Origin of the sequence: Bifidobacterium margollesii (genome assembly GCF_002860355.1) — a bacterium.
Taxonomy (GTDB): Bacteria; Actinomycetota; Actinomycetes; order Actinomycetales; family Bifidobacteriaceae; genus Galliscardovia; species Galliscardovia margollesii.
Window position 1 is genome coordinate 1 of the sequence record NZ_NMWU01000005.1, and the last position, 25,123, is coordinate 25,123.

Here is a 25,123-nt window from a genome sequence, read left to right on the forward strand (position 1 = left end):
CGCTTGCCGCGCGGCAGGTACTGCCTGAGGTCCAGCGCCTTCTGGGGTTTGGCGTAGATCCACTGGTAGAGGCACTCGTGGCTNATCCGCATGCGCGGGTCGTCGGGCCATTCGATTTTGAGCCGTCCCTCGATCAGCTCCGGCGTCCATCCCTTGCGCAGCGCGTCCATCACCCAGGAGAGCAGCGGGTCGTACGCCATGCGCAGGGGCTTGCGCGACCTGCGGGCGCGGGTCTCGGCCTTGCGCTGCGCGGTCAGGGCCGAGTAGAACGGGCGCGCGGTCCATGCGCCCGTCTTCAGGCGTTTCGGCCTGTACGGACGGTAGGAGTCGTTCTCGTTGGACGCGAACCACAGGCCGCGCCTCAGCTCGCGGCTGACCGTGGACTTGTCCCGGCCGATCCTCAGGGCGATCTGGCGCACGCCGAGCCCCTCTCGGTTCCTCAGTTCGTCGATCCGGACTCGTTCCTCGGCCGACAGGTGGGAATACACTTTCGTCATGGGCGCAGCACTTTCTCTTCGGTTGTGGACTTGAACACTTCCAACCTTAGACAGGTGTTGCGCTTCTATTTAGAACCCGGGAACGTTCGAATTCAGCTGTTCAATTCGGACCACGTCCGGGTCTGCATCCGTACCACGTCCGGGGGTCACATCGCATGATCTCGATCACGCCGTACGCTCCGGGCCTGCCCACGCCATAGGACGTCGGCAACGTGCCGTGATCGTGCATGTATCCTGAAACAGGACGAAAACGAAACCTGACGACGTGCGAATGAAGGAGTTCCCGATGCAGACAGCCGCCCACACCACAGCAGCCGAGGTCACTGCTCCCAGGATCGAGGACGTGGATCTGGTCGTGGTGGGTGCGGGCCTGTTCGGTCTCACCGTGGCCCAGCAGGCCGTCGAACATGCGGGCGCCCGCGTGCACATCATCGACGTGCGCGATCACATCGGCGGCAACGCCTACTCCTACATGGACGAGGAAACCGGTGCGGAGATCCACAAGTACGGGGCCCACCTGTTCCACACGTCCAACAAGCGGGTGTGGGAGTACGTCAACCGCTTCACCTCGTTCACCGACTACGTGCACCGCGTGTATGCCACGCACGACGGCGAGGTCTACCCGCTGCCGATCAATCTGGGGACGATCAACCAGTTCTTCCACGCGCACTACACGCCGGCCGAGGCCAGGGCGCTGATCGAGGAGCAGGCCGGGGAGCTGGCCGGCACCGATCCGACGAATCTCAACGACAAGGGCATCCAGCTCATCGGCCGTCCGCTGTACGAGGCGTTCATCAAGAACTATACGGGCAAGCAATGGCAGACCGACCCGGCCGAACTGCCCGCCGCGATCATCAAGCGACTGCCGGTACGATTCAACTACGACAACCGGTATTTCAAGGACACCTGGGAAGGACTGCCAACCGACGGCTACACCGCCTGGATGGAGCGCATGATCGACGACGAGCGCATCAGCGTGAGTCTGAACACCGACTTCTTCGACACCGACCAGCCGTTCAACCGCGAGGCACTGTCCGCGGCCGGCAAGCCCGTGGTGTACACCGGACCGGTGGACCGATATTTCGACTATGAGCTGGGCGACCTCAAGTGGCGTACGGTGGACTTCAAGGAGGTCCGCTACGACGAGGGCGATCATTTCGGCTGCCCGGTGATGAATTTCTCGGACGCCGACGTGCCCTACACGCGCGCAATCGAATTCAAGAACTTCAATCCGGAGCGCGCAGAGAGCCAGAACCCGAATCGCACCGTGGTGTGGGAGGAGTATTCCCGGTTCGCCAAGCGCGACGATGAACCGTACTACCCGGTGAACACCGAAGCCGACAAAGCCCTGTACGCGCAGTATGAGGCTCGCGCCGCCGAAGTGCCGAACACCGTGTTCGGCGGGCGGCTCGGCACCTACAAGTACTACGACATGCACAACGTGATCGACACCGCGCTCACCGCCTACGAAAACGCGGTTGCTCCGCTGCTCGGCTGATACACGGCCTCACAACTCGCAAAAAAGCCCCTGAAATCGACTGATTCGGGGGCTTTTTTGCGAGTTGTGAGGCCGGTTTCCGTCAAGACCTCATCCGTTCGCGAATTTTCGGCACCTCGCCGGTGTTCTTCACGCCAGGCTCGGGCAGCTCCTCGATCTTCGCGTCGCCGTCCGCATCGATCTCGGGCAGGTTCATGAACTGCGTGTTCTTCAGGTACCCCTTGCCCGCGGTGATGTCGTACTGGATGAGTTTGTAGTCCTCCAGCAGCTCCTGCGTCTCCTCGTCGGCCTTGGTGATGTCGAAGCGGTTGCCGTTCTTGTCGAGATACAGCGCCTGCCCACTCGGAATGCGACTCCAGCTCTGGATCTCGTTGACCACCGGCGGCTCCATCGCGGGCACCTTCTCGTGCATCATCGTCAGGAACGCCAGATACGGCGAGACCTTCGCGTTCATGTGTTCGGCCGCCTGCGCCATGAAGTAGTTCGGCGAGGTGATCGCCGTGGCGGAGGCCGGCAGCTTCGTGCCATGCGAGCTTGACGCCTTGTTCGACCAGATGAAATAGTCGGTTTCGTGCAGCTTCACCGAATTGTTGGAGTCCTGCGAAGCGGAGGCGTAGATGCCGGGCAGATGATCGCCGTAGAAGATCACGGTGATCGGCTTGTTGATGTTGTCCAACTGGTTGAGGAACGCCTGGGTCGCCTGATCCGTATACTCCACACCCTTCGCGTACGTCTGGATCTGCGTGGTCTCGTCGATGCCGAGCGGCTGGGTCGTCGAACTGCTCGCCTGGAACTCGTTGTTGGCGTACCAGTTGTCGTAGTTCATATGGTTCTGCATGGTGAGCACCGACAGGAACTGGCTCTTCGAGGTGTCGATCTTCTCCAGCAGGCTCTGGTAGGCGTCGGAGTCCTTCACATACGGCGAGGAGTCGATCTTGCCCTGATGCGCGATCACGTCCGGCTCGTTCAGCGTCCAGAAATGCTGGAACCCGAACTTCCGATAGTTCTCCGCACGCGAGTACATCGACGACTCATACGGGTGGAACGCCTGTGAGTTCTCGCCGCCGTTCCACAGCTGGTTGAACGTCGGCGCCCATTTGAGCTTCGGTACGAGCTGCTGATACGGGGAGCTGAGCGAGGCGTCGAAGTTCGCCATCGTCAGGCCGGTCATCGACATGAACTCCATGTTCGCGGTGCCGCCGCCGTATCCGGCCGAAAGCATCAGGCCGCTGGTCGTGCCCTGCTTGATCTTCCGTGTGTTCGGCATCGGGTCCTTGTTGAGCTTCAGTCCCGGCACGCGCGTCGGATCGGAATACGATTCGGAGAGCACCATGATCACGGTGCTGTCCTCCATGTTCGAGGCGCGATCCTCGTTCATCTCGTTCGCCGCCGTGGCGTATTTGCGGGCGATCCGCTTCATCGTCTGCTCGGAGTAGTTCGCCGGCTCATCCATCACCTTCGGATTGATGAAGCGTTCGAAGCCGATCAGCGTGCCGTTGGATTGCGCATCCCACACCGAATCCCACAGTTTCGGCGAATCACCGAGCTTCTGCGCGAACGTGTTCGCCCACGATCCGGTGGTGGCGAGTCCGGCGGTGAACATGCCGAGGAACAGCGACGGGATCACGATCATCACCACGCGGGCGGTGATGCACAGATTGCGACCGGGCCGACCAGTCTGACCGGACCGCCCGAAACCGCAGTCGATGAGTCTCCGACGACCGTCCCGCTTGCCCATCGAATAGCTGATCACCACCATCGTCAGGAAGAACATGGCCGCCGTGGCGATGATTCGCCCAGCGCCGCTGGGGATGAAGCTGGTCATGTTGCCGGCGTCGGATTTGAGGAAGTTCAGATCACTGGGCTTGATCGTCTCGTACCGAACGCTCACCTTGAACCGTTCGGCCACCGCGCAGAATCCGACGACGGACAGGAAGATCGGCGCGGCCACCCAGAATCGGTTGATCAGCATGGTCAACACGAAATAGATGATGCCGAGGATCAGCAGGTTGAGCAGGAACTGGAAGTCGCCGCTCGTCCACATCTTCGAGATGAACCCGCCGAAACCGCGCAGAGGCTCGACCGTCCACACCGACCATTGCAACAGTCCGACCGCGATGATGTCGATCGTAAGGAAGGCGACGACGTACACCCACCACGGCAGAGGCCGGTGATTGTTGCCCGGATACGCAAGGTCGGCGTCCGTCAGTTCGACGGTATTGTCGGCATCGGAGACATCGACTCCGGTGGTATCGATCACGCCGGTCGTATCGACGGCGAGGATCATCGTCTTCGCCGCAGCAGCAGCCGTCGCCGCCGTTCCCTCGTGTTCAACCGTCAACGATCCGTCTCCTTGCCCACAAAACGAACATGAATTCCAAGTAAACAAATCTAATATTCTACGTGCGGCATGATCGGGATTACGAAAAAACCAACCGATAATCCACAAAACCGGCCCCGCAAACCACGCAGTCATTCGTACGGATAATATGAACATTCACTCACCAATCGGTAGGTGTTCGGGACGGTCGGGGTAGCCTAGGCCGTATGGCTTCTCAGACTCGTAGAACTGCGTCATCCGCGTCCCGCAATTTCCAAGGCGCGTCGGGCTCGTCGGAACCGTCGTTCGCGCCCCCGGCAGGCAGCCGACGCGCCCGGCGTGCGGCCCAGCAGAACGCCGGCCCCCGCAGATCACGGCGTGCGGGGAACCGTAAGGGACGGGGTCCGAAGAGGAAGCACAGGATTCTCAAAGGTCTGCTGATCGCCCTGCTGACCATGATCCTGGCCGGCTGCGGCGTGTTCGCCTACATGTACGCCACCACGAAGATCCCCGACCCCGAATCGATCGCGCTGGCCGAGAAAACCAAGGTGTATTACGCCGACGGCACCACGGAAATCGGCACGTTCGCCGAGCAGAACCGTGAGATCATCGACTGTTCCGTACTGCCCAGCTATGTGGGCAATGCGATCGTCGCCTCCGAGAACCGCACGTTCTGGTCGGATCGCGGCATCGATCTCAAAGGCATCAGCCGAGCGCTGATCAACAACGTGACCAAAGGCACCCGGCAGGGCGGATCGACGATCACCCAGCAGTACGCGGAACGGTATTATCTGGGCGAAACCACCTCCTACAAGGGCAAGATCAAGGAGGCGTTCCTCGCGCTGAAGATCGCACAGAGCCAGGATAAGGACAAGGTGCTGTGCAACTACATGAACACGATCTATCTGGGCCGCAACACCTACGGCATCCAGGCGGCCGCCAAGGCGTACTTCAACAAGGACGCCAAGGATCTGACGCTGTATGAGGCCGCGACGCTGGCGGGCATCATCCCCTCGCCGAACAACTGGGATCCGGCCGTGAACAAGAAGATGGCCCAGCAGCGATTCGACCGCGTGATGAACATCATGCAGGAGGATGGCTACATCAGCGCGAAGCAGAAAACCGACGCGAAGATGCCGAACACGGTGAAGCAGTCCGTGAACAACGTGTATCAGGGGCCGAAGGGCTATCTGCTGAAGATGGTGCGCAACGAGCTGGTGGCGTCGAAGGCGTTCACCGAGCAGGATCTCGACACCGGCGGATACAAGATCATCACCACGATCGACAAGTCCAAGCAGGATCTCATGTATCAGGTGGCCAGCAAGAAGGGCGGCACCAACAGCATCCTGCCGGACGGCGTGCAGATCGGCAGCATTTCGGTGAACGTGAAGGACGGTTCGATCATCTCGCTGTACGCCGGCGAGGATTATCTGACCAAGCAGTTCAACAACGTGACCGACGCCACCTACGAGGTGGGCTCCACGATGAAGCCGTTCACGCTGCTCGCCACCGTGCAGAAGGGCGTGAGCCTCGACACCGTGTTCAACGGCAATTCGCCGCGCGACTTCCCCGGCCTTTCGACTCCGATGACCAATTCGGGCGGCGAAAGCTTCGGATACATCAACCTGTACCAGGCCACGGCCAACTCGGTGAACACCGTGTACATGGATCTGCAGCAGCATCTCGGCGCGCAGACCATCATCGACACGGCTCACACGGCCGGCATCAAGGGCAAGATCACGGCGGACGCCTACACCACGCTGGGCACGTCGGCGTTGAGCGTGATGGATATGGCCCGCGGATTCTCCACCATCGCCAATCAGGGGCAGAAGCCCACGCTGCACATGGTGAGCAAGGTGCTGAACTCCTCGAAGAAGGAGCTGTATAACGCGCCGACCACCACCACGCGCGTGTTCGACGCGAACGACGTGGCGCTGGTGACCAAGGCCATGGAGGGCACCGTGCAGAGCGGCACCGCATCCGAGGCCAGCTCCATCGGCAAGACCATGGCCGGCAAGACCGGCACCGCCAACGATGCGAAGGCATTGAGCTTCGTGGGCTTCACGCCCTCCACCCTGACGCTGTTCGCCGCATGGAACCCCGATCCGAAGACCGGCAACGCCAACGACATGCCGGAGATCGGCGAATACGGCATCTTCGGCGCATATGCCGTGCACCTATACACCGAATACATGTCGCAGGCGCTGGATGGCGTGGCTGACGAGGCCTTCCCCGAACCGGAGGATGATGGCACCGTCGGCGGCTCCGATGGCACCTGGGGCACCGGCACGGGCAGCAGCTACACCGGTTCCGGCAAGTCCTCGAAGTCGGATGCGAACGATTCCGGGTCCGGCGCCGAAAGCAGCCCCAGCCCGAGCGCCTCGGCCAGCCCCTCGGCGAGCGCATCGTCGCCCGCCGCCTCCGCCAGCCCGAGCGCCTCGGCCAGCACGGGCAGCGGAACCGGAAGCGGCGGCAGCGGCACTTCGAGTGAAACCGGCGGATCGGGAACGTCCGGCGGAACACAGTCCGGCCAAGGCGGCGCCACCGAATAGTCGCCTAGCGGTGCTGCCGGGACGGAGTACCACCGAGCCGCATTACTTACTCCGCACGGTACTCGTGGACTCAATACCACCCCGGTAGTACCACCAAGGTTGCATTACTCGGGTCGCAGTGCCACCGAGTTGCATTGATGCCGTGTCACATTGTGGACCGAGCCCGCGTATTTCGATATGGATGGCGTGACTCGGCATAGGTATGCGTGACCGGGCATACCCATACCCCGTCACGGTGAATATGCCCGGTCACGCTTTATCCACCGAAAGCACCCCCGACCACTCTGACCACCGTGCAGGACCCATCACGACGGATATCCCGGTCGCATCTGATTCCACGGCGGAAGTCATCCATTGCCGCGAATCTGCCGTCAACGAATCCGAATGACTCGGTGCCCTCCCCCGGCAGGAGACGGTGCGGGCGCGGCTCATTGCGCCTCCCCGCGGAACGCGTACCGCACGCCCTCGAATACCCAATCGCCCATCCGGGAATCCCCTTTCGGATCACCGGATGTTGCAACGACCACTGGAACCCGCCGACCGGCCCGATGTCGCCCCATGCCTTCCCCCACCGGGGGAAGGTGGCCGGCGAAGCCGGTCGGATGAGGGGCTTGGAGCAACGATCCCGCTATTCGCTGAGATGCTCGATCTTCCTGGCCTGTTTCAGCGACCACACGCCGAGCACGAATGCAAGAACCATACACCCCAGACTCAGTGTGAACATGATCGGGAATCCACCTGGCAGATCGACGATGAATCCCCAGAACACTGCGGCGAACGCACCAGCGAGCGCACCCACGGAGGAAACCCTCGAATAGATGTTCGTGTAGTCACGCGAACCGAACACGGCACGTACCAGCAGCGGAGTCTGCACAGTGGTGCAAGCGTAGACGAAACCGAACAGAAACGCACCGACCATAAGGATCGCAGCCTGCGCGGGCAGGAACCACATGAGCACCACGCCGATGATGCCGCCGCCGATACCGGTGGAAAGACCGGCGACCACGCTCTTGTCGTTGATTGTGCCGAGCAGCACCTTGCCCAGCGCCTGACCAGCCATGCATGCAGAGGCGACTACGCCAGATAATGCGGCGATCTGCGGCAGAGACGCTTCGAACGACTGACAATATGAAGGCAGGAACTGATACACCGTCTGGTTGATGGTGATGATGCCGCAGAACACGGCAAGCGCGAAGAACGCCGGTGTGCGCATGGCTTTGGATGCGGAAACGCCACGGACCTGTTCGGCCTCGGCCGTGCCTTCGGCTCCTTCGGCGTCCGCGTAATCTTCGGTGGCGCCATACGGCAGCAGCCCCTTGTCCGACGGCTTGGATCGAACGACGAAGACGGTGAACGGCAGAGTGACGACGAGAATGATGATGCCGAACACCAGATATCCGGTGCGCCAGCCTTCAGGCCCGGACTTGATAAGCGCGGTACCCAACGGGTTGAAGATCACACCGCCGATGCCGGTGAACGCCATGCACAGTCCGACGAAGAAGCCGACGCGCTTGCGGCACCAGGCGTTGATCAGTGTAGGAACGGCAAGATACAGCAGCGGAGCGGTGCCGAGACCGATGAACACGCCGGCGATGTAGAACTGCCATACGGCATGGAAGAACGACATGGCGATGCAGGCTGCACCATCGAAGATCACACCCGTGGTCAGTACGATACGGATGTCGAGTTTGCTCATCAGTTTGCCGGAGACGGGCAGGCCGATCATCATTGCGATGTTGGCGATGCTGAAGTACAGGGTGAACGTTGCCTTGGCCACATGGAAGTATTCGCTCACCGGAGTGAAGTAGATGCCCGCACAGCTGTACACCAGCGCGCAGGGCACGCAGGTGAGCACAATGCCGCTGGCCACGATCAGGAAAGCGTAGTGGAATCCGCCCTGCTTCCGACCGGCCGGGGACGGAGCCGCGGGCCGCTCCGATGGCGTAACGACGTTGTTCATGATGGTTCCTTTCCGCGGGGTCTCTCGTCCCCGCTCGCGACTGTGGCCTCTGGTCATGGGACTCGACCGATCAGCGTGTTCCATGACCAGAGGCCACGAGGTGGGATGGTTGGATCGTCGGAATAGACGAATCGGATTCAGAGGCCGATCACTTGATCTGGCTGCCGATCTGTTTGGAGCTGCACAGTCCGATCGGGATCAGGGAGACGACGCAGATCACGACGAGGGCCATCATCACGGAAGGCTGTCCGAAGATCGCGCCTACCATGGCCATCACGGTCACTCCGGCGAAGTTGCAGATGTTGTAGATGATCTGGATCGGGGTCCATGCCATTTCGAAATCCTGGCGGCCGAACACCGTCGTGGTCATCGACATGCATACGTTGGCGTTGCCGGAGATGGAGAACATCAGCAGGGCGACGGCGACGGCGCACACGATGTTGTTGGAGCCGAAGAAGAACACCAGCGCACCGGCGATGATCATCATCGCCACAACCACGAAAGTGGTGTTCTTGGTGCCGAACTTCTGGTCGAGCACACCGATGATGTAATGACCGAGCATGCCGAAGGGCCACATCGTGCCCATGAGCAGGATCGCGAAAGTGAGTTCGTGACCGTAGGAGACCAAAGTGGGGGCGAGCAGGGCCATGGTGCCGGAGGCGGCGAGCATCGCGATGCCCCATCCGAGTCCGATGAGCCAGGTCTGCGGGGTCTTCAGCACCTTGGAGACCGTCCACGGACTGTGCTTCTTGTACTCCTCGGCGGCGGCGAAATCACGCTCGAGCTGCTCGCGGGAAATGCTGCGATCGTTGTCGGGCCAGGCACCGGCCTCTTCGGGATTGTCCTTGACGAACAGGAAGGTGACGACGGCCAGCAGGGCGCACAGCACGGCGCAGCCCCAGAAGAAGCCGCTGATGCCGATCGAGGAGCCAGCACAGGCCACCACCACGGCATTGATGCAGGCACCATTGAGGGTCATGCCCATCGTGGCCATGCCCATGAACATGCCCTTCTTGTGCGGGAACCAGCTGGAGCCGAGCTTGCCCAGTCCGATCACCGCGTAGGCGGTCATGGTGACGAAGAACAGGAGCACACCGATGAAGAACATCGTAAAGCTGTTCATCATGGCCAAAACGGCGAAGGCGACCATATTGCCGATCAGGCCGATGATCGACACGTTGCGCGCGCCGATCCTGTGACCGATGATACCGAACAGCAGGATGCCGACCAGCGAAGCCCATCCGGATACGGTGACGACCATCGACATCTGCGTGGTCTGCCACCCGTACATTTCAGTGAAGAGCGAGAACAGGGTGTTGGAACCGTTGTTCCAGAAGTTGTAGAAGAAATAGAAGCCGATGCAGGTGGCGGTGACGCCCCAGCCTTTGACTCCGAGATCCGGTATCCAGTGATTGGTCTTCTTCGCCGTTATGGTGGTGCTAGTCATAATCCTGTGGTGTGCGTCGGCGCACACGCTCTCCTTTCTGCTGATGCCGCCTCATTGCGACTGTTGTTTTCGCCGGCGCCTCTTCGCACCGGCAACGTTTCACGATGCTGTCGTTGGCCCATAGCGGACCGTCTCATTGGCAGGTGCGGCGGATGACAGCTTCCACCGCACCACGATTGTTTTACCGGTCTCGGAATCAGCCGATGTCCGGAATGGCGCCTTCCTGGGTGAATCCGGCCCACGAGGGTTCACCGGTGTAGGTCATCACCGCCTCGGTACCGGCGATCGCTCGGACGGCGCCGGCTGCCAGCGCCTCCATCTCGAAATCACCGCCATATGCCTGAACGGGGGCGATCCAACCCACACGATCGACGATCTTGGCCACGAACGTTTTGTCGTTGCTCACGCCTCCGGTAAGGATGATGCCGTCAACCCGACCCTTGAGCGTAGCTGCGAACCCGCCGATGGCCTTGGCCACCTGATATCCCATGGCGTCGTAGACGATGCGTGCCCATTCGTCGCCGGCTTCGATGCGCCGACCGATCTCACGGGCGTCGTCGGTACCGACCAGACCCATCAAACCGCCGGTCTTGCCAACCACGTTGAGCACAGACCTCTGATCATGCTCACCGTCGAAGCACAGCCTCACCACCGGCTTGAGCGGCACGTCACCGGAACGGTTGGGCGCAAACGGGCCGGAACCTTCCAGAACGTCATTGGTGTCGATCATGCGACCGTGTTCGTGCGCGGCCACGGAAAGTCCGCCGCCGATATGCGCCACGATCACGTTGATGTCCTCGTAGTCGCGACCGAGTGACTTGGCGTAGCGGATCGCCACCTCCTTCTGATTGAGGCAGTGCACATGACTCTTGCGGTAGACGCCTGGGTATCCGGTGATGCGGGCCACGTCGATCAGCTCATCAGTGTCGGGCTGGTTCACGGCATAGGCCGGCTTACCGGTGGCCTTGGCGAAGTCGTACAGCAACGGGGCTCCGAGGATGGCCGGATGATTCACGCCGGTATGGGTCACATGTTCGCACACCGTCTCGTCGATGGCGAAGATGCCGCCAACCGTGGGCCCCATCGATCCGCAGTAGCCGGAGAAGGCGTCGATGTCGTCGAGTGACATGTCGTGTGTTGCCAGCTCGTCGAGGATGGTCTTCCTGCGGTAGTCGAACTGATCGATCGCGTTGTCGAAGGCTGCGAGTTCGTTGGCGGGATGCTGAACGTTGGCCTTGAAGAGCACCTCCTCGCCTTTGAACACGGCGATCTTGGTAGAGGTTGATCCCGGCGACAATGTCAGAATGACGGGGGTTGCGGTCATGATGGTCCTTTCTTGATCTTCGTTGATCTTCTGCTGAGTGGCGGTTACTCGGCCCGGACGAGCAGCATCAGGATGTTGCCCATCATTTCGGAAACGGGTGCACTGCGGGAGAAGTCGCATACCGGCTTGGCGAAGCCCTGCAGCACCGGCCCGTACACGTCGGCGTGGCCGAAGGTCTGGATGAGCTTGACGCCAATGTTGCCTGCGTGGATGTTCGGGAAGATCAGCACATTGGCCTTGCCGGCGACAGCACTGTCACGTTTCACTTTGCGTTCGGCGGTCTTCGGGTTGATGGCGGCGTCGAGCTGGAATTCACCGTCGAAGGCGATGTCGGGACGGCGCTGCCGGGCGAGTTCGAGTCCGCGACGGATCACGTCTACGGAGTCGTCCTCGGAACTGCCGCAGGTAGTGAAGGAAAGGAAGGCTACGCGCGGCTCCCATCCCAGCAGCGACGAAATGGTATCAGCGGAGGAGATCGCAATGTCCGCGAGCGCCTCCGCGTCCGGTAGCACGTTGATCGCGCAGTCGGCGATGGCGAGCATCTGTCCCTGCGGACCGTCGAAGCCTGGGGCGTCCACCACGCCAAGGCTGGAGACCACGTTGATGCCGGGGGCGAGTCCGATGATCGACTGGGCGGCGATGATCACGTCGGCGGTGGTGAGCACACGGCCCGCAGCCACACAGTCGGCCCGACCGGCGCCGACCAGCATCATGGCGGCGTTGACCGCGGTCTTGGCCTTGCGCAACACGGCCTTTTCGCTCAGGAGTCCGGCGGCGACGACCGGCTCGACCAGTGATCGACGGGCTTCTTCGTCGGTGTTGTCGAAGTATTCGGCGCCTGTCAGGTCGAGACCATGTTCGGCGGCGAGTGCAGCGATATCCTCATGTCGGCCGATCAACGTAACGTCTGCGATATCGTCGGCAAGCAGATTGGCCGCGCATTCGAGGATTTCGGGACAGTCGGTTTCAGGGAAGACGATATGCTTGTGGCCGGCCTTGGCGCGTTCGGCCAGCTGGTCGATGAATTCCTTGTCCATGATGGTTCCTTTTTGTGTTGGTTTGACGCTTTTGTGTTGGTTTTCCGCTACCGTGCGGGAACGGGTTTGGTGACGATTGATGTGGCGATGTAGTACAGCGCCATCGAAGTGATGTAACCGATGGCAACCAGTTGACCGTAGGTGGCAAGCCAGGTGGCGATGATGCCGTTCGGCCCGGTCTGCATGACGGCCATGGTCAAGGAGATGCAGGTGACGAAGATCAGGTTTTCGACGAACACGGAGGCCCATGGACGAATCTTGGATTCGCCCAGCCATGTGGAACAGAGTCGCCCGGCGGCGGGAACAGGGAGGATCAGCTGCAGCAGCACGTTGGTGCAGAAAGCGGTGCAGGTTCCCGGATACCAGGAGGTCAGGGTGATCGCCGCGCCGGAGAGCAGCATCGCCGAGGTGTTGATCACCACGGCCAGCACCAGATCCTGCAACACCATCAGTCGGGTGACGGGGGTCATGAGCGCGCCTCCCGAGGTTTGAAATCACTAGATTCAACCGAATCCGGTAACTGGGCCTCATCACTCAGCCATGGGAACGGCACGGATTGAGGAAACGCATCAAGCACGTCGCTCAACGCTTCGAACACCATCTCACCGGCGAGCCGGTCGGTACCTTGCGGCCGGGCCTGAATGGTCTCCGGCGGATTGGCCGCACGGTAGGCTTCGGGGTTCACGGCGTCTTCGATGTACCCGTGGTAGGCGTGCGTCACCATGTGCAGACGAGCGTCGACGCCAATAGACCGCAACCGGTCCGCCATGCGTACGCCTTCGTCGGCCATGGCATCGCCTTCGACGGGAAGGATCGAAGAGACCGGCAGATCGGCCAGTTCGGCATCGGAAGAGTAGATCGGCGAGATACGGGGGTTACGGCGATCCGCGTCGCCACAGTACCAGTCGTTGAAGGCCTCCATCAGATCGATCGGCAGATCAATCTCACGCAGTGCCTTGTCGGCCGGGGCGGTGGATGCATCGAAGAACGGGTAGTGCAGAGCGAGGCCGGACACATGATACTCGGCGACCGCCTTGCTTTCGATCGCACCGACAAGTGCGAGCTGAGCCCCGGCACTGTAGCCCATGAGGATGAATCGATGGGTGTCCATCCGGTATTCCGCGGCATGCTCGGCGTACCATTGCAGCACGTCGAGCACGTCGTCGAGTGCTGCCGGCCATGGATGCTCCGGCGCCAGACGGTAGTTCACACCCACCACATGCACATTGAAGGCATCTCGAATCCACTCGCATAGGGCATCGGTCTTACGGGCGTCGCCCATGGCGAACCCGCCGCCATGCAGTTCGAACACCACCGGAGCGACTTCTCCTTCCGGCACATCGGCCGGATGCAGCCAGGTATCGAGAGCGGGATGCGAGTCGTCGCCTGCGGGCATCACCTTGCAGACGATGTGACGCCCGCGGATCGGACCGGCAAGAACCGGTTCCAATGCCGCTTCACGCAGGGAGGGAAGGATTCTGGCGAAGCTTCGCAGTTCGCGGGCGTCCATGGTTACTCCTTTCGAAAATTTGCGCGCGAGGGGTCGTCAGCGAACGACGTAGTCGCCGGCCTGATAACGGGGAGGAATCACCGGGATTTCGATCCAGGATTCGTATTCGCCGCCGCCGTGCACGTTGTGGGTACCGTGGTTTTCGGTGTCCCAAGCCAGTGGCTCGAACCATCCCTCACGGATGTAGCGGCCGGCGATCTGCACGCGCAGGCGCTCCCCCTTATGCCAGATTCGGCTGGAGGGGACGATGGCGATGTCGACCGGAACGATTTCACCATCCTTGAGCTTCTCTTCACTTTCGTTGGCCAGCACCGGAATATGCCGCTTGGAAAGCTTTTCGTCGAGCTTGCGACGGGAGACTCGGCACTTGCCCCAGGCTCCCGGATGCGGCTCGTCCAGCGTGTACCAGGGAATCCATTCGCCGTCGGCCGAAGCTTTCTGAATGTTGACGAACATGTCCATGTCGTCGTAGCCATCGCAGGAGACGAACAGATGCAGGTTGATGTAGCCGGTGATCTCGGTGTCCTCGCCGAAGACGTAGTCGAATTCCAGCTGGCCGGAATCCGGATCGTACGAGGCCTTGGATGCGTCAGTGAGCGGCGAGTCCTTGAGGGTCACGGTGGCGGGATCGAAGTAGAGTTTGCGGTACTCGGTACGCTGCAGCGGGAAGGTCTTTTCGGCGCGACGGTCCTGATAATCGCAGTCGTAGGCGTCCATCACGTCGAGGCGGACACGCGGGGTCATCTCCCATCCGTTGTGGATGTCCTTGAGGTAACGGTCGTAGAAGCGCTTGAGATCCTCGAGGTTCTCGGGCTGATAGGTGTCAGGCCATTCGAAGTCGCGATGGGCGCGCATCCACTTGAGGCGGGACTTGCAACGGCGCCAGGCGTTGAACGAACCGGGAAGGTGGAAGTGGCTCCAGCCGGCGGTCTGGTAGACGGGGATGCGCACCTTGGAGAAGTCGGGCATCTTGTCGCGCCAGTAGGCGTTCTCGAACGGGTACATGCGGGCCATGGCCACCTGATCGTCCACGCCGTTGGGGCCGGTGACCTGTGCGGCGATGAACTCGTTGAAGCTCAGTGCCGGAATGCCACCCTCGAACAGACTTTCACGGTACAGATCCGTGGTGGACTCCCAAGGTGCGATGCAGGCCAGATGCGGCGGCTGCTCGGCTGCGATGCCCCACTGGTGCATGGCCACGCCGGAGTTTCCGGACATGCCGACCTTGCCGTTGCACCAATCACGCTGGGCCAGCCATTCAACGAAGTCGTAGCCGTCCTCGCGGTCCTGATGGGTGAACATGTGCACGTTGCCTTCGGAATGGCCGGCGCCGCGCACATCCACATTGGCCACGGCATAGCCCTGATGGCACCAGTACAGCGGATCGGGAGATTCGAACTTGGCGCAGTTGGATACGGTCTTCGGCGGCACGCCCATGATCTGCCATTCGCTCATGCCGTCACCGGGACGCTTACCGAACCAGCTCCACGAGACGATCGCCGGGATCTTCTCCTCGGTCACCGGGCGGTAGATGTCGCAGTAGATCGTGGCACCGTCTCGCATGACGACGGCCTGATCCTGCTCACAGATGATGCCGGGCGCGGCCTCATAGGTACGCTGATTGAACGGCGGACAGAACCCCTGTCCCATACGGGCCATCGGATCCTCGGAGTTCGCGAGGTCCACCTCCTCCTGATCGGCGACGGGCTGACGCGAGACGCGGTAGCAGACCTTCATCTTCTCGCCCTGGAATTCCTCCTCCAGCAGGTAGAAGATTCCGCCCTTGGAATCCTTGTAGATCGGGACGTCGTCGTTGACGTTCGCGTTTTCACCGGTCTTGGTGATGAAGTCGGAGAGCTTGCCGTCTACCTTCTCCCAGTCCTCGGGGATAATCGGCTCGATCATGATATGTTCCTGTCCTGTTCTGTGTAGTTCTCTATGATTCGGTTACATGTCCAGCAGTTCGACGACGTAGTCGGCGGCATCGCCGAACGTCTCCTTGCGCCGGAAGGTCATATACGGCACCTCGACGTCGAATTCGTCCTCCAGATACGTGGTCAGCTGCGAGTACTGCACGGACTTGAGCTGTAGATCCTTGAAAGCAGTGTCCGCAGAGAACTCGGAGGCGTCCTTGCCGGTAAGCGAGGCTGCGCGGGTACGGATCGCGTCCAGTACTTCAGTGCGTTCGTCGGCCATGATGATTCCTTTCGTAACTATGTAGGGGGTATGACTTGTACAACAGTCCAAGGCATTTCGGTCTTCTTCCTTGAGACCTCCGCTTGCCTTGTGCTTTATAGATTAAGGATTTTGCATAGGTTTGTCGCCAAAAAACGATGTGCGTCGGCATGAAGTTCAGCGTAAAAACACTCGCGTAATTGTGCATTTGCACAATACATGTTCTATCATGGATCCAGCAGTATGCCTTCATACCCCCGACCATGGGAAGGCGGTTCCACCATGCACCTACGCACGATTCTGACCGAACTCGACGTCTCCGAGCACCTCGCCTCGAACGACGCACTGCTCAATCGGGATTTTGTCTGTCTGCCGGCGAACGCCGACTCCCCCGAACCGGCCGACACCGAACACACGGTGCTACTCACCCAGCTCTCCGATCTGCACCATCACGTCGGGGCCCGACACCATTCCGCGGTGATCGCCCTGACCGACCGGCCACTGGATCATGATCAGGATGTTCCGCCGAAGACCACGATCTGCCGATCCGCCATACCCTTCGACGTGGCCCGCCAACGATTCGATCGCCTTGCCCACCTCGCCCCTTCGCTCGACTCCGCCAAGGCGCGGCTATTCGATTCGTTCCAACGAACCTACAACATCCAGCAGTTCACCCGTGAAGCATATGACGTGATCGGCAATCCTCTGATCGTCACCGACACCGGCAATCGCATCATCGCCACGGCAGGCGACTTCCCCGCCAATCGTCCGGACATCACCGAACAGCTGAGCAAAGGCTACGTCTCGCAGTCAGTGCACCAGTCGATGCTCGACAACAATGTCATCGAGGAGGCACGCCGCAACCGATCGGCCACCATCTCGGTCAATAAGACGTACAACCAGGAATGGATCACGTCGATCATCTACTACAAGAATCTGGAAATGGGCCGTTTCGACGTCCTGGCGATGTCCCGAAACTTCGGCGCCTACGATCTGGAGTTGGTGGAATACGCCGGAGCATTGGCCGACATCCTGCTCGACCGCATGAACCCGGTAGCCGCGCAAACCATCTCCAGCGCGGCAATTCTGGAAGACGTAATGAACAACCGGTTCATCCACGAATCCGAGGCCGTCGAAAGACTTTCAGGAGCCGGATTCACCCCATCGCCGGCATACGCGCTCATCATGATCCAAGGCAACCAGAGCTTCGCCACACCAAATTACAACTCGCACATCGGCGGCATTCTGCACACGATCTTCCCCGAATCCATCTGGCTGGTGTATAACGGCTACTTCTTCCTGCTGCTACCGCTCAAGCCCACCTCTTCATCCGGATACGAATACTATGAGATACTGCAAGAGCGCATACTGCATGACGGCGCATTGGAGCAGGCACTGCGGAACAACTCGCTACGGGCATACGTCAGCGATCCATTCCATCAGATTCTCGAATGCCGCGAGCAACTGTACGTATGCCGAATGCTCAGCCGCGTGATCTTCGACGACGAACCGATCAGCTTCTGCCGTCGTCATCGCCAGCACATCATGGCCTATCACTATTCGATCCGCCACGACATCTCAGTATTGCTCGACAAACGCATCCTGCGCATGTACCAGTACGACGTCAACAAGCACACCGAATATATCGCCACGTTGGCCGCACATCTACGATTCCCCGGCAATGCGGCCAAGGCGGCCGCGAGTCTGAACGTGCACCGAAACACATATTTCTATCGGCTGCGTAAGCTGCAGGAGATTTTCCACATCGATCTCGGCGACGGAAAGGACATGATCGACGTGGCGACGACACTCGATGTGACCGAGCACTTCCCCACGATTTCCGGAACCGCGCCGAAGATCAATCCGCTGCCGATGGATACGAACGAGGAGTAAAGACGCGATCGGCCAATTGCAACCGATCAATCGGCCGGGTCCGGATTGGCGAAATCCGTGACGGCGGTGGACATCACCAGATCACCGTCGTAGGAAAACGAAACATCGCACGACACCACGCCCAAAATCCCGGCAAGATCATCGGATAACGACGCGATCGGCCAATCCTGCGAGCAGTCCACACGAATGTCGCGGAACGACAGCGACCGACCGAGCATCCGTTCCAGGTCGGCACGGCGCTCATCGTTGATGCGCAGCGTCTTATACACGGATTCCTTGATCGAGAACACCTTGGCGTAATACATCCGACGGTTCGGAGATTCCGTCGCCGCCGAAATCTCCGCATCCGTGAACGTGCTCCGAACAAACGGATCGGATGCGTCCAGCATCGCGTCGGTCAAACGCCCGACCCGCATGAGATCGCATCCGATGCGCATAATCCGCAGCCCCGCCCGACCGTGCGATCAGTCGCGCTTGAAGAGGTCGCGGGTGAAGACCTTGTCGCCTGCATCGGCGAGATCATCGTTCCAGCGGTTGGCCACGATCACGTCGGCCTCGGCCTTGAACGCCGCGAGATCATGCGTCACCGGGCTGCCGAAGAAGTCGGGGGCGTCCAGCGTGGGCTCGTACACCACCACATCCACGCCCTTCGCCTTGATGCGCTTCATCACGCCCTGGATGGCGGACTGACGGAAATTGTCGGAACCGCTCTTCATGGTCAGGCGGTACACGCCCACCACCGGCGTGGCATTGCCTTCGGTCTTCGCCTCGGCCACGCGGGCGAGGATCTCGTCGGCGATGAAGTCCTTGCGGGTGCGGTTCGCCTCGACGATCGCGCCGATCAGGTTCTGCGGCACGTCGGAGTAGTTCGCCAGCAGCTGCTTGGTGTCCTTCGGCAGGCAGTAGCCGCCGTAGCCGAAGCTCGGATTGTTGTAGCCGTTGCGGATGCGCGGGTCGAGGCACACGCCGTCGATGATCTCCTGCGGGTCGAGGCCACGCGACTCGGCATAGGTGTCCAGTTCGTTGAAGTAGGCCACGCGCAGCGCAAGATACGTGTTCGAGAACAGCTTGATGGCCTCGGCTTCGGTGGGACCGACCACCAGCTGCGGAATACCCTTGGAGCCGTCGTGGTTCGTGCGATCATGCTCGGCCGGGTCCGCACCGTCGGCCAGCAGCTTCACGAACTCGTGCGCGGCCCGCACGGCTTCAGGATCGTTCTGCGGGGCACCGGCCACGATGCGGCTCGGATGCAGGTTGTCGTACAGCGCGTGGCCCTCGCGCAGGAACTCCGGGGAGAAGATGATGCGATGATCGCCGGTCTCGTCGATCAGCTGCTGCGTGTAGCCCACCGGAATCGTGGACTTGATCACGATCCACGCGGTGGGATTCACCGCACGGATCGCCTTGATCGCCGCCTCCACGCTGGAGGTGTCGAAGTAGTTCTTCTGCGCGTCGTAGTTGGTCGGCGTGGCCACCACGGCGAAGTCGGCGCCGGCGTACGCCTCGGCCGGATCAAGCGTGGCATGGAAGTCCAGCGGCCGTTCTCCGGAGGTGTTGCCGTCGAGGAATGCGGTGATCTCCCTGTCCACGATCGGGCTCTTGCCGTTGTTCAGCAGCTCCACCTTCTCGGGCACGATGTCGAGCGCGTGCACCTCGTTGTGCTGCGACAGCAGCAGCGCCACCGACAGGCCCACATATCCGGTTCCGGCAACAGCAATCTTCATGGATCCACACCTTTCCGATCAGATCAGAATGACTATCTACGCTTCGCGTGCCACAACGGACGCGAACACTATCTGCCATAGTAGCCCGATACGGCACCGACCGGACCGATACGCGGCCGATCCCGTCACCCACCGTCGAACCACCCCACCGATCGGCCCGATACACTGGGGACCATGATCTCCACCACATCGTCTTCTGCAACCACATCGTCTTCTTCCGCATCATCGCCAGCATCATCAGCCACGTCATCGCCCACCGTGCCCGCCCGCCAGCCGCTGGTGTCCATCATCGTCCCGGTGTACAACGCGCAGCGATATCTGCCCTACTGCATCGAGTCGATCACCGGGCAGACCTACCCGAATCTGGAAATCATTCTGGTGGACGACGGCTCCACCGACGATTCCCCGCGGATCTGCGACTCCTACGCCGTGAAGGACGACCGCATCGTCGTGATCCATCAGACCAACGGCGGCATCGCCAAGGCGCAGAACGCCGGTCTCGACGCAGCCCGCGGCGAGTTCATCGCCTTCGCGGACAACGACGACATGCTCGATTCACGCAATATCGAGATTCTGCTGCATGCGTTGGAATCCACCGGCGCGAGCATGAGCAAGGGCCGTTGGGCCCAGTTCGGCGTCTCCTCGCTCGACGATGTCGCCGAGCGGATCGGTCTCGGCGTCGAATCGCCGCAAACCGTGACGGTGTTCCGCAATCCGCTGCGCGCCTATCAGAGCGTGTTCTGCAAGAGCCTGCGACTGCTGCTCGACTCGCTGGGCAGGCACGGCGAGGCCCGGTATTTCAACGAGGCGAACTGGTGCCGACTGTATCGCCGAGAGCTGTGGGACGGGGTGCGGTTCCCCGAAGGCATGTACGCGCAGGACGTGATGGTGGCCGGGGAGCTGTATTCGCGCATGGATGCGGTGGTCGATGTGGATGCGGTGCTGTATCACTGGCTGCAGTCCGGTGGGTCGGTGACGCATTCGCAGCGCAGCCTCGGGTTCTATCATGACAACGTGATGGCCGGTTTGACGAATTTCGATCATGCGATGGCGAACGGCATCACCCCGGCCCGCAGCTACTATACGATGACCGAGCAGCTGCGCGAGGCGGAGCAGACGTATGCGGGGAAACACGGCACCGCGCTGCTGGACGCCGATCGCGACCAGGTACGCAAGGCCATCGCCCGGCTCACACCCTTCCAGCGTCTGCGATGCCGAACGCTGGCAACCGTGCGATACGCCGAAAAACTCGTCTATGATCGGCGAGTCAAATCGATGCGATAGCGCGGCCACGCGGCGTAGGCAATACGGCAAAGACCGCGTAGTCACTACGGCAAAGACGCGGATCACCGCCGTTTCGACCGGGCGCGCAGGAAAGCCGCACCGGCCGCGAACGCCACCAGCAGCAAGCAGGTGCCGAACGCCCAGGCCACATCGCTGCCGGTACGGGACAGCGCCGAAGCGCCTCCCGACCGGCTGCGGCCGGCATCGGTGTCCACCTGCGTCCGTTCGGGGGACGGTGCGGGGGTGATCTCAATGCCGTCGAAATCGGCGTTGCCGTCCGTATCGCCCGTGCCGTTCGACCCGGCACCGGGCGTCACCGTACCATTGGCCGTACTGTCATTCGGACGGCCTGATTCGCCGGATTGACTACCGGCCTGGTTACCGGCCTGCCCGTTGCCGTTCTGATTGCCGCCGTTACCATTCGTGCCGTTTTGGCCTCCCGACGAGCCGGTCGAGTCAAGATCCCTGGTCACCGCGGCAAAAGCGCTGATCAGACCGGATCCGCGATACTCCTTACCGTCCGTCGGCTTGGTCAGACGACCGTAGTAGTAGCCGGCCTGACGCTTCAGCAGTGCAATGATTCGAGCAGCGTCATAGCTCGGATGCTCGGCACGCAGCAACGACACCACGCCGGACGTCAGAGGGGTGGATAACGACGTACCGCTCAGATAGGCATAACCGGTCGAATCAGCATACGGATACCATGACGGCACGGTGGAGTAGATCCCCGAACCGGGAGCCGTGACCGTAATCGAATGCTTACCGTAGTTGGAGTAGGAAGCCCGCGCCAGAGTCCGTACGTCGGCGACGTCCACCGGATCCGAGGCGGAGACGACGATGACCCCGGGCAGCATGGACGGCATTTGGATCTCACCGGCATACGGGGGATTGTCGAGGTCGGTGTCATGATTGTGCGCGGCGGCCACGACCACGACGTCGCGCGACTGCGCGTAGGCCACGGCCCGCTTGGTCACCTCGATGGATGCGGTCTGCGCGGCATCATCGGGATTCCACCACGACCCCCATGAGGTCATGCCGTAGCTGTTGTTGGCCACGGCGAAGTGATGGTCGGCCGACCAGACCAGGCCGCACACCGCATATTCCGGGTAGACCCAGTCGTAGTCGTTGGTCACGCGGACCGACGCCAGACGGGCTTTCGGATTCACGCCGTCGATGCCGATCGCATTGTGGGCCGCGGCGATCAGACCGGCCACATGCGTGCCATGCGCATACACCGTCTGCCAGTCGCCGTATTGAGTGGACGGGGGTTGCGAAGAGGGTGTACCAGCCAGCTGCTGGTTGGCGATGCCGTTGATCTGGCAGCTCACCGAAAGATCCGGATCGACCTGCCCTTTGAGATCGGGATGGGTGGCGTCGATGCCGCTGTCGAGCACACCGACCGTGACCTCGAACCGGTCATCGGTCGTGCGCGCTATGGTACCAACGGCCTTATCGACGCCGATCGCCCGCTGTGCCCAATTCCGGTCGGAGGCCTCGGATGAGCCCTGGACGGCCGAGGAACCGCCGGCGGATCGAGTAGAAGACCGATTGGCTGACTGGCTGGCGGATGACCGATTCGCGGACCGAGCGGCGGCCTGCGCAGCGGTCCGACCTACGGATTCGACCGCGAGACTGTGACCGGAAACGTCCTGGGTCACGCGACTGCCATCCTGATTGTTGTTTCGCCGCAGGGAGTATGTCTGTACCGACACATTCTCCTCGCCGGTGACCGGCGTGCGGCGGGTAGGGCCCACGGAATCGAGCGCGATGCCTGCGGCCTTGGCTTTGTCGGCGAAATGGCCGGCGAACGAGCCGTCCGTGGATTGCACGAACAGCGAGCCGAACTGATCATATCGGGTCAGCACGGTGGCTCCCAGCGATTCGGCGAGGGATGCGGCCTTCGCGGCGTCGGTGGCGTCCGCGGCGCCGGGGTCTTCCGCCGATGATTGAGACAATGCGGATTGAGACGACTTCGCCCCTGCCGATGCTGATTTCGTCGGTGATGATTGCGTCAAATTGATGACGTAGTTGCGCGGCGAATCATCCTCATAGGACGGGGACACCGTCGTCTTGGGAGGGGATTGTGAGGATATGGACCGGATAGATTGGGACGGGGAGGAAGCCGGAGTCGCCGGCGCGGAATCGGCTAGGGCCGGAACTCCCGCCGTGGCGATCAGCCCGGCGCCCACCGTCACGGCGGCGATGGCTGCGGACAGTTTCCGAAGCAAACCTCGCATATGGTCGTCCCCTTCCCTGTTTCCTGTCAGAATACCCGCTCCGATTCTCGCAACGCGAAAATCTTTCTCACCTTCACAGGAAAGAACCCCACACCCAGCTCCCGCGGTCGGGGGCTGTCGGCAAAGCCGACCGAGGGTGGACGAAGCGACGCGTCACCCGGACTCCCCCAGTCAGCTACCGCTGACAGCCCCCTCCAGAGGGGGCGAAAACACGAAACACGGAAGGCTTCCCCTCGAAGGGGAAGCCAGAAACGGAGAGGCGATCACAGGCTCTTCCAGGCGATGCCTTCGCCGCGCCAGCCGGCGCGCTGAACGGCCACGTACTCGCCGTAGCTCGTCGTGTAGACGTGCTCGCCGGAATTGCGGTTGTACAGACGGTAGACCTTGGTACCGGCGTTGGGATTCACCGTCCACGCGGTGTTCTCGTTCTTCCATCCCAGACGCACCAGCATGTTGTGTTCGGCGGCGTTCATCGTCCAGTTGTGGTTGCCGGTGCGACGGTTGTACTCGCGGTACACCGGGGAGCCGATGCGAGCCGCGTTGAACGAGACGCCCTCGTAGCGCCAGCCCTTGCCCACCAGCATGTTCTTCTCCGCAGCCGAAGTCGTGTAGTGGTGCAGACCGGAACGACGATTGTACACGCGGTACACCGGTACCTTGGTCACGGCCAGATCGGAAACGGTCACGTTGTAGTTCAGCGGCGGAATCGCACCATACACATCAGCGGTCAGCTGCAGGTAGTAGGTGCCCGCACCCAGATTCAGCGTATCCGACTTCGAGGTCTGGGCGAACTGCCACTGGTACGACTTCACCTGCGCGAGATTCGAACGGTACAGTCGCACGGTCCAATGGTCGATCGACCCGTATCGTGCAGTACGGAATTTCAGCTCCACCTTGGTGGCCTTGGAGATCGTGAACCGGTACCAGTCCTGTTCGCCGGTCTTGGCGTCCGCCCACGCGCTGGCGTTCGTCGTCCGGCCGAGCGTCAGCGCATCGGCCACGGAATGGCTGTTGTTCCACTCGGTCTCCCATGTGGAGTTCTGGCTGTAGTTGATCCGGAGATTGGCCGTGGCGCTCGTCATCCAATACAGGGTTCCGAACTTGACGTAGTAGGTGCCGGGTGCCAGACCCTGATTGCCCAGCGAGGTCTTGCTCATGTTGTCGTAAGCGTCCCTGGCGATCACCCTGCCGGCGCTGTCAAGCAGGACCGGCGTCGAGAATCGATTGTTGGTGTTGGGGAACGAATAGGTGACGTTCACCACGCCCTGCCTCGGCACCGAGAATTTGTACCAGTAGTCAGGCTGATGCTGCCCGTCGTTACGCCTGATCGTGTAGGACCTGTTCACCGCCACGGCCGCGGCACTGGCCTTGCTGAGGTTGGTGGCCGCGGAGGCGCCACCGGAAGTCTGGGCCGAAGACTCGGCCTGCCCCGATGCCGGCGCGGACTGTGCCGGCTGAGACTGTGCCGACTGAGACTGAACCTGTGCGGACTGTGCCGGCGCGGACGCGGATTCCTGCTGGCTCGAGGACTGCGTCGTACCGGTCTCAGCGGCGCTGGCGAACGACACCGGAACGATCATGCTGGCCACGGCCAAGGCCGCAATGCCCAGCTTTCCCCACCTATGCAACGTATGACGACTCTTCATAACAACCTTCTTTCTCATA

General features: G+C 61.3%; 19 protein-coding genes. 4 read left to right on the forward strand and 15 right to left on the reverse strand.

Translation table 11 applies throughout. The features are described from left to right. Positions 1–497, reverse strand: a 497-nt coding sequence (locus tag Uis1B_RS01470) for a helix-turn-helix domain-containing protein (RefSeq protein WP_133124790.1), incomplete at its 3' end; no start/stop codon positions are given. Positions 498–783: 286 nt separating this feature from the next. Here Uis1B_RS01470 and glf point away from each other — a divergent pair. Then, positions 784–1,995 (forward strand): UDP-galactopyranose mutase, encoded by a 1,212-nt coding sequence (gene glf, locus Uis1B_RS01475; RefSeq protein ID WP_101615069.1) that lies wholly within the window; start codon positions 784–786, stop codon positions 1,993–1,995. A gap of 82 nt (positions 1,996–2,077) precedes the next feature. Here glf and Uis1B_RS01480 read toward each other — a convergent pair whose 3' ends face one another. Beyond that, positions 2,078–4,336 carry an LTA synthase family protein gene (locus tag Uis1B_RS01480; protein ID WP_243390201.1) on the reverse strand — a complete coding sequence of 753 codons (2,259 nt, stop codon included), beginning with the start codon at positions 4,334–4,336 and terminating at the stop codon, positions 2,078–2,080. Positions 4,337–4,542: 206 nt separating this feature from the next. Here Uis1B_RS01480 and Uis1B_RS01485 point away from each other — a divergent pair, with 206 nt between their 5' ends. Continuing rightward, the gene (locus tag Uis1B_RS01485; RefSeq protein WP_101614871.1) at positions 4,543–6,867 is read left to right on the forward strand and encodes a transglycosylase domain-containing protein; all 2,325 of its coding nucleotides are present in this window, start codon (positions 4,543–4,545) and stop codon (positions 6,865–6,867) included. A gap of 628 nt (positions 6,868–7,495) precedes the next feature. On the opposite strand, the gene Uis1B_RS01490 is transcribed toward Uis1B_RS01485, so the two are convergent. The 8 genes from Uis1B_RS01490 to Uis1B_RS01525 all read right to left on the reverse strand — a co-directional run bounded on the left by Uis1B_RS01490 (position 7,496) and on the right by Uis1B_RS01525 (position 16,341). Continuing rightward, positions 7,496–8,827: an MFS transporter gene (locus Uis1B_RS01490; RefSeq protein WP_101614874.1), complete on the reverse strand. Its 1,332-nt coding sequence runs from the start codon at positions 8,825–8,827 to the stop codon at positions 7,496–7,498. A 148-nt stretch (positions 8,828–8,975) separates the two neighbouring features. Continuing rightward, positions 8,976–10,274: an MFS transporter gene (locus Uis1B_RS01495; protein WP_101614876.1), complete on the reverse strand. Its 1,299-nt coding sequence runs from the start codon at positions 10,272–10,274 to the stop codon at positions 8,976–8,978. Positions 10,275–10,470: 196 nt separating this feature from the next. Then, the gene (gene buk, locus Uis1B_RS01500) at positions 10,471–11,598 is read right to left on the reverse strand and encodes a butyrate kinase (protein ID WP_101614878.1); all 1,128 of its coding nucleotides are present in this window, start codon (positions 11,596–11,598) and stop codon (positions 10,471–10,473) included. Between the two features lie 44 nt (positions 11,599–11,642). Beyond that, positions 11,643–12,635 (reverse strand): phosphate acyltransferase, encoded by a 993-nt coding sequence (locus Uis1B_RS01505; RefSeq protein ID WP_101614880.1) that lies wholly within the window; start codon positions 12,633–12,635, stop codon positions 11,643–11,645. 47 nt (positions 12,636–12,682) lie between these two features. Next, complete coding sequence (locus Uis1B_RS01510) at positions 12,683–13,105, reverse strand: ABC transporter ATPase (protein ID WP_101614882.1); 423 nt, start codon at positions 13,103–13,105, stop codon at positions 12,683–12,685. Further along, positions 13,102–14,145: an alpha/beta hydrolase gene (locus tag Uis1B_RS01515; protein WP_101614884.1), complete on the reverse strand. Its 1,044-nt coding sequence runs from the start codon at positions 14,143–14,145 to the stop codon at positions 13,102–13,104. The genes Uis1B_RS01510 and Uis1B_RS01515 overlap by 4 nt, the downstream gene beginning before the upstream one ends. A gap of 36 nt (positions 14,146–14,181) precedes the next feature. Further along, positions 14,182–16,050 (reverse strand): CocE/NonD family hydrolase, encoded by a 1,869-nt coding sequence (locus tag Uis1B_RS01520; RefSeq protein ID WP_207763353.1) that lies wholly within the window; start codon positions 16,048–16,050, stop codon positions 14,182–14,184. A gap of 42 nt (positions 16,051–16,092) precedes the next feature. After that, complete coding sequence (locus Uis1B_RS01525; RefSeq protein WP_101614886.1) at positions 16,093–16,341, reverse strand: acyl carrier protein; 249 nt, start codon at positions 16,339–16,341, stop codon at positions 16,093–16,095. A gap of 261 nt (positions 16,342–16,602) precedes the next feature. Here Uis1B_RS01525 and Uis1B_RS01530 point away from each other — a divergent pair, with 261 nt between their 5' ends. Next, positions 16,603–18,213 carry a PucR family transcriptional regulator gene (locus Uis1B_RS01530; RefSeq protein WP_165782670.1) on the forward strand — a complete coding sequence of 537 codons (1,611 nt, stop codon included), beginning with the start codon at positions 16,603–16,605 and terminating at the stop codon, positions 18,211–18,213. Positions 18,214–18,239: 26 nt separating this feature from the next. Here the strand turns inward: Uis1B_RS01530 and Uis1B_RS01535 are convergent, their stop codons facing one another. The 3 genes from Uis1B_RS01535 to Uis1B_RS12255 form a co-directional block, all read right to left on the reverse strand. Further along, entirely contained in the window at positions 18,240–18,650 is a 411-nt protein-coding gene (locus Uis1B_RS01535; RefSeq protein WP_101614890.1) for a 4'-phosphopantetheinyl transferase superfamily protein, read from the reverse strand. Between the two features lie 27 nt (positions 18,651–18,677). After that, positions 18,678–19,937, reverse strand: a complete 1,260-nt coding sequence (locus Uis1B_RS01540) for a nucleotide sugar dehydrogenase (protein WP_101614892.1) — start codon at positions 19,935–19,937, stop codon at positions 18,678–18,680. Between the two features lie 125 nt (positions 19,938–20,062). Further along, entirely contained in the window at positions 20,063–20,227 is a 165-nt protein-coding gene (locus tag Uis1B_RS12255; RefSeq protein ID WP_165782669.1) for a hypothetical protein, read from the reverse strand. On the opposite strand from Uis1B_RS12255, the gene Uis1B_RS01545 reads away from it, so the two are divergent. Further along, a complete protein-coding gene (locus Uis1B_RS01545; RefSeq protein ID WP_101614894.1) occupies positions 20,196–21,221 on the forward strand; it encodes a glycosyltransferase family 2 protein in 1,026 nt (341 codons plus the stop codon). The two genes, Uis1B_RS12255 and Uis1B_RS01545, sit on opposite strands and share 32 nt — an antisense overlap. Positions 21,222–21,283: 62 nt before the next feature. On the opposite strand, the gene Uis1B_RS01550 is transcribed toward Uis1B_RS01545, so the two are convergent. Beyond that, on the reverse strand, positions 21,284–23,458 hold the full coding sequence (locus Uis1B_RS01550) for a S8 family peptidase (RefSeq protein WP_101614896.1): 2,175 nt from the start codon (positions 23,456–23,458) through the stop codon (positions 21,284–21,286). 263 nt (positions 23,459–23,721) lie between these two features. After that, positions 23,722–25,104 carry a hypothetical protein gene (locus tag Uis1B_RS01555; RefSeq protein WP_101614898.1) on the reverse strand — a complete coding sequence of 461 codons (1,383 nt, stop codon included), beginning with the start codon at positions 25,102–25,104 and terminating at the stop codon, positions 23,722–23,724. Positions 25,105–25,123: the final 19 nt, after the last annotated feature.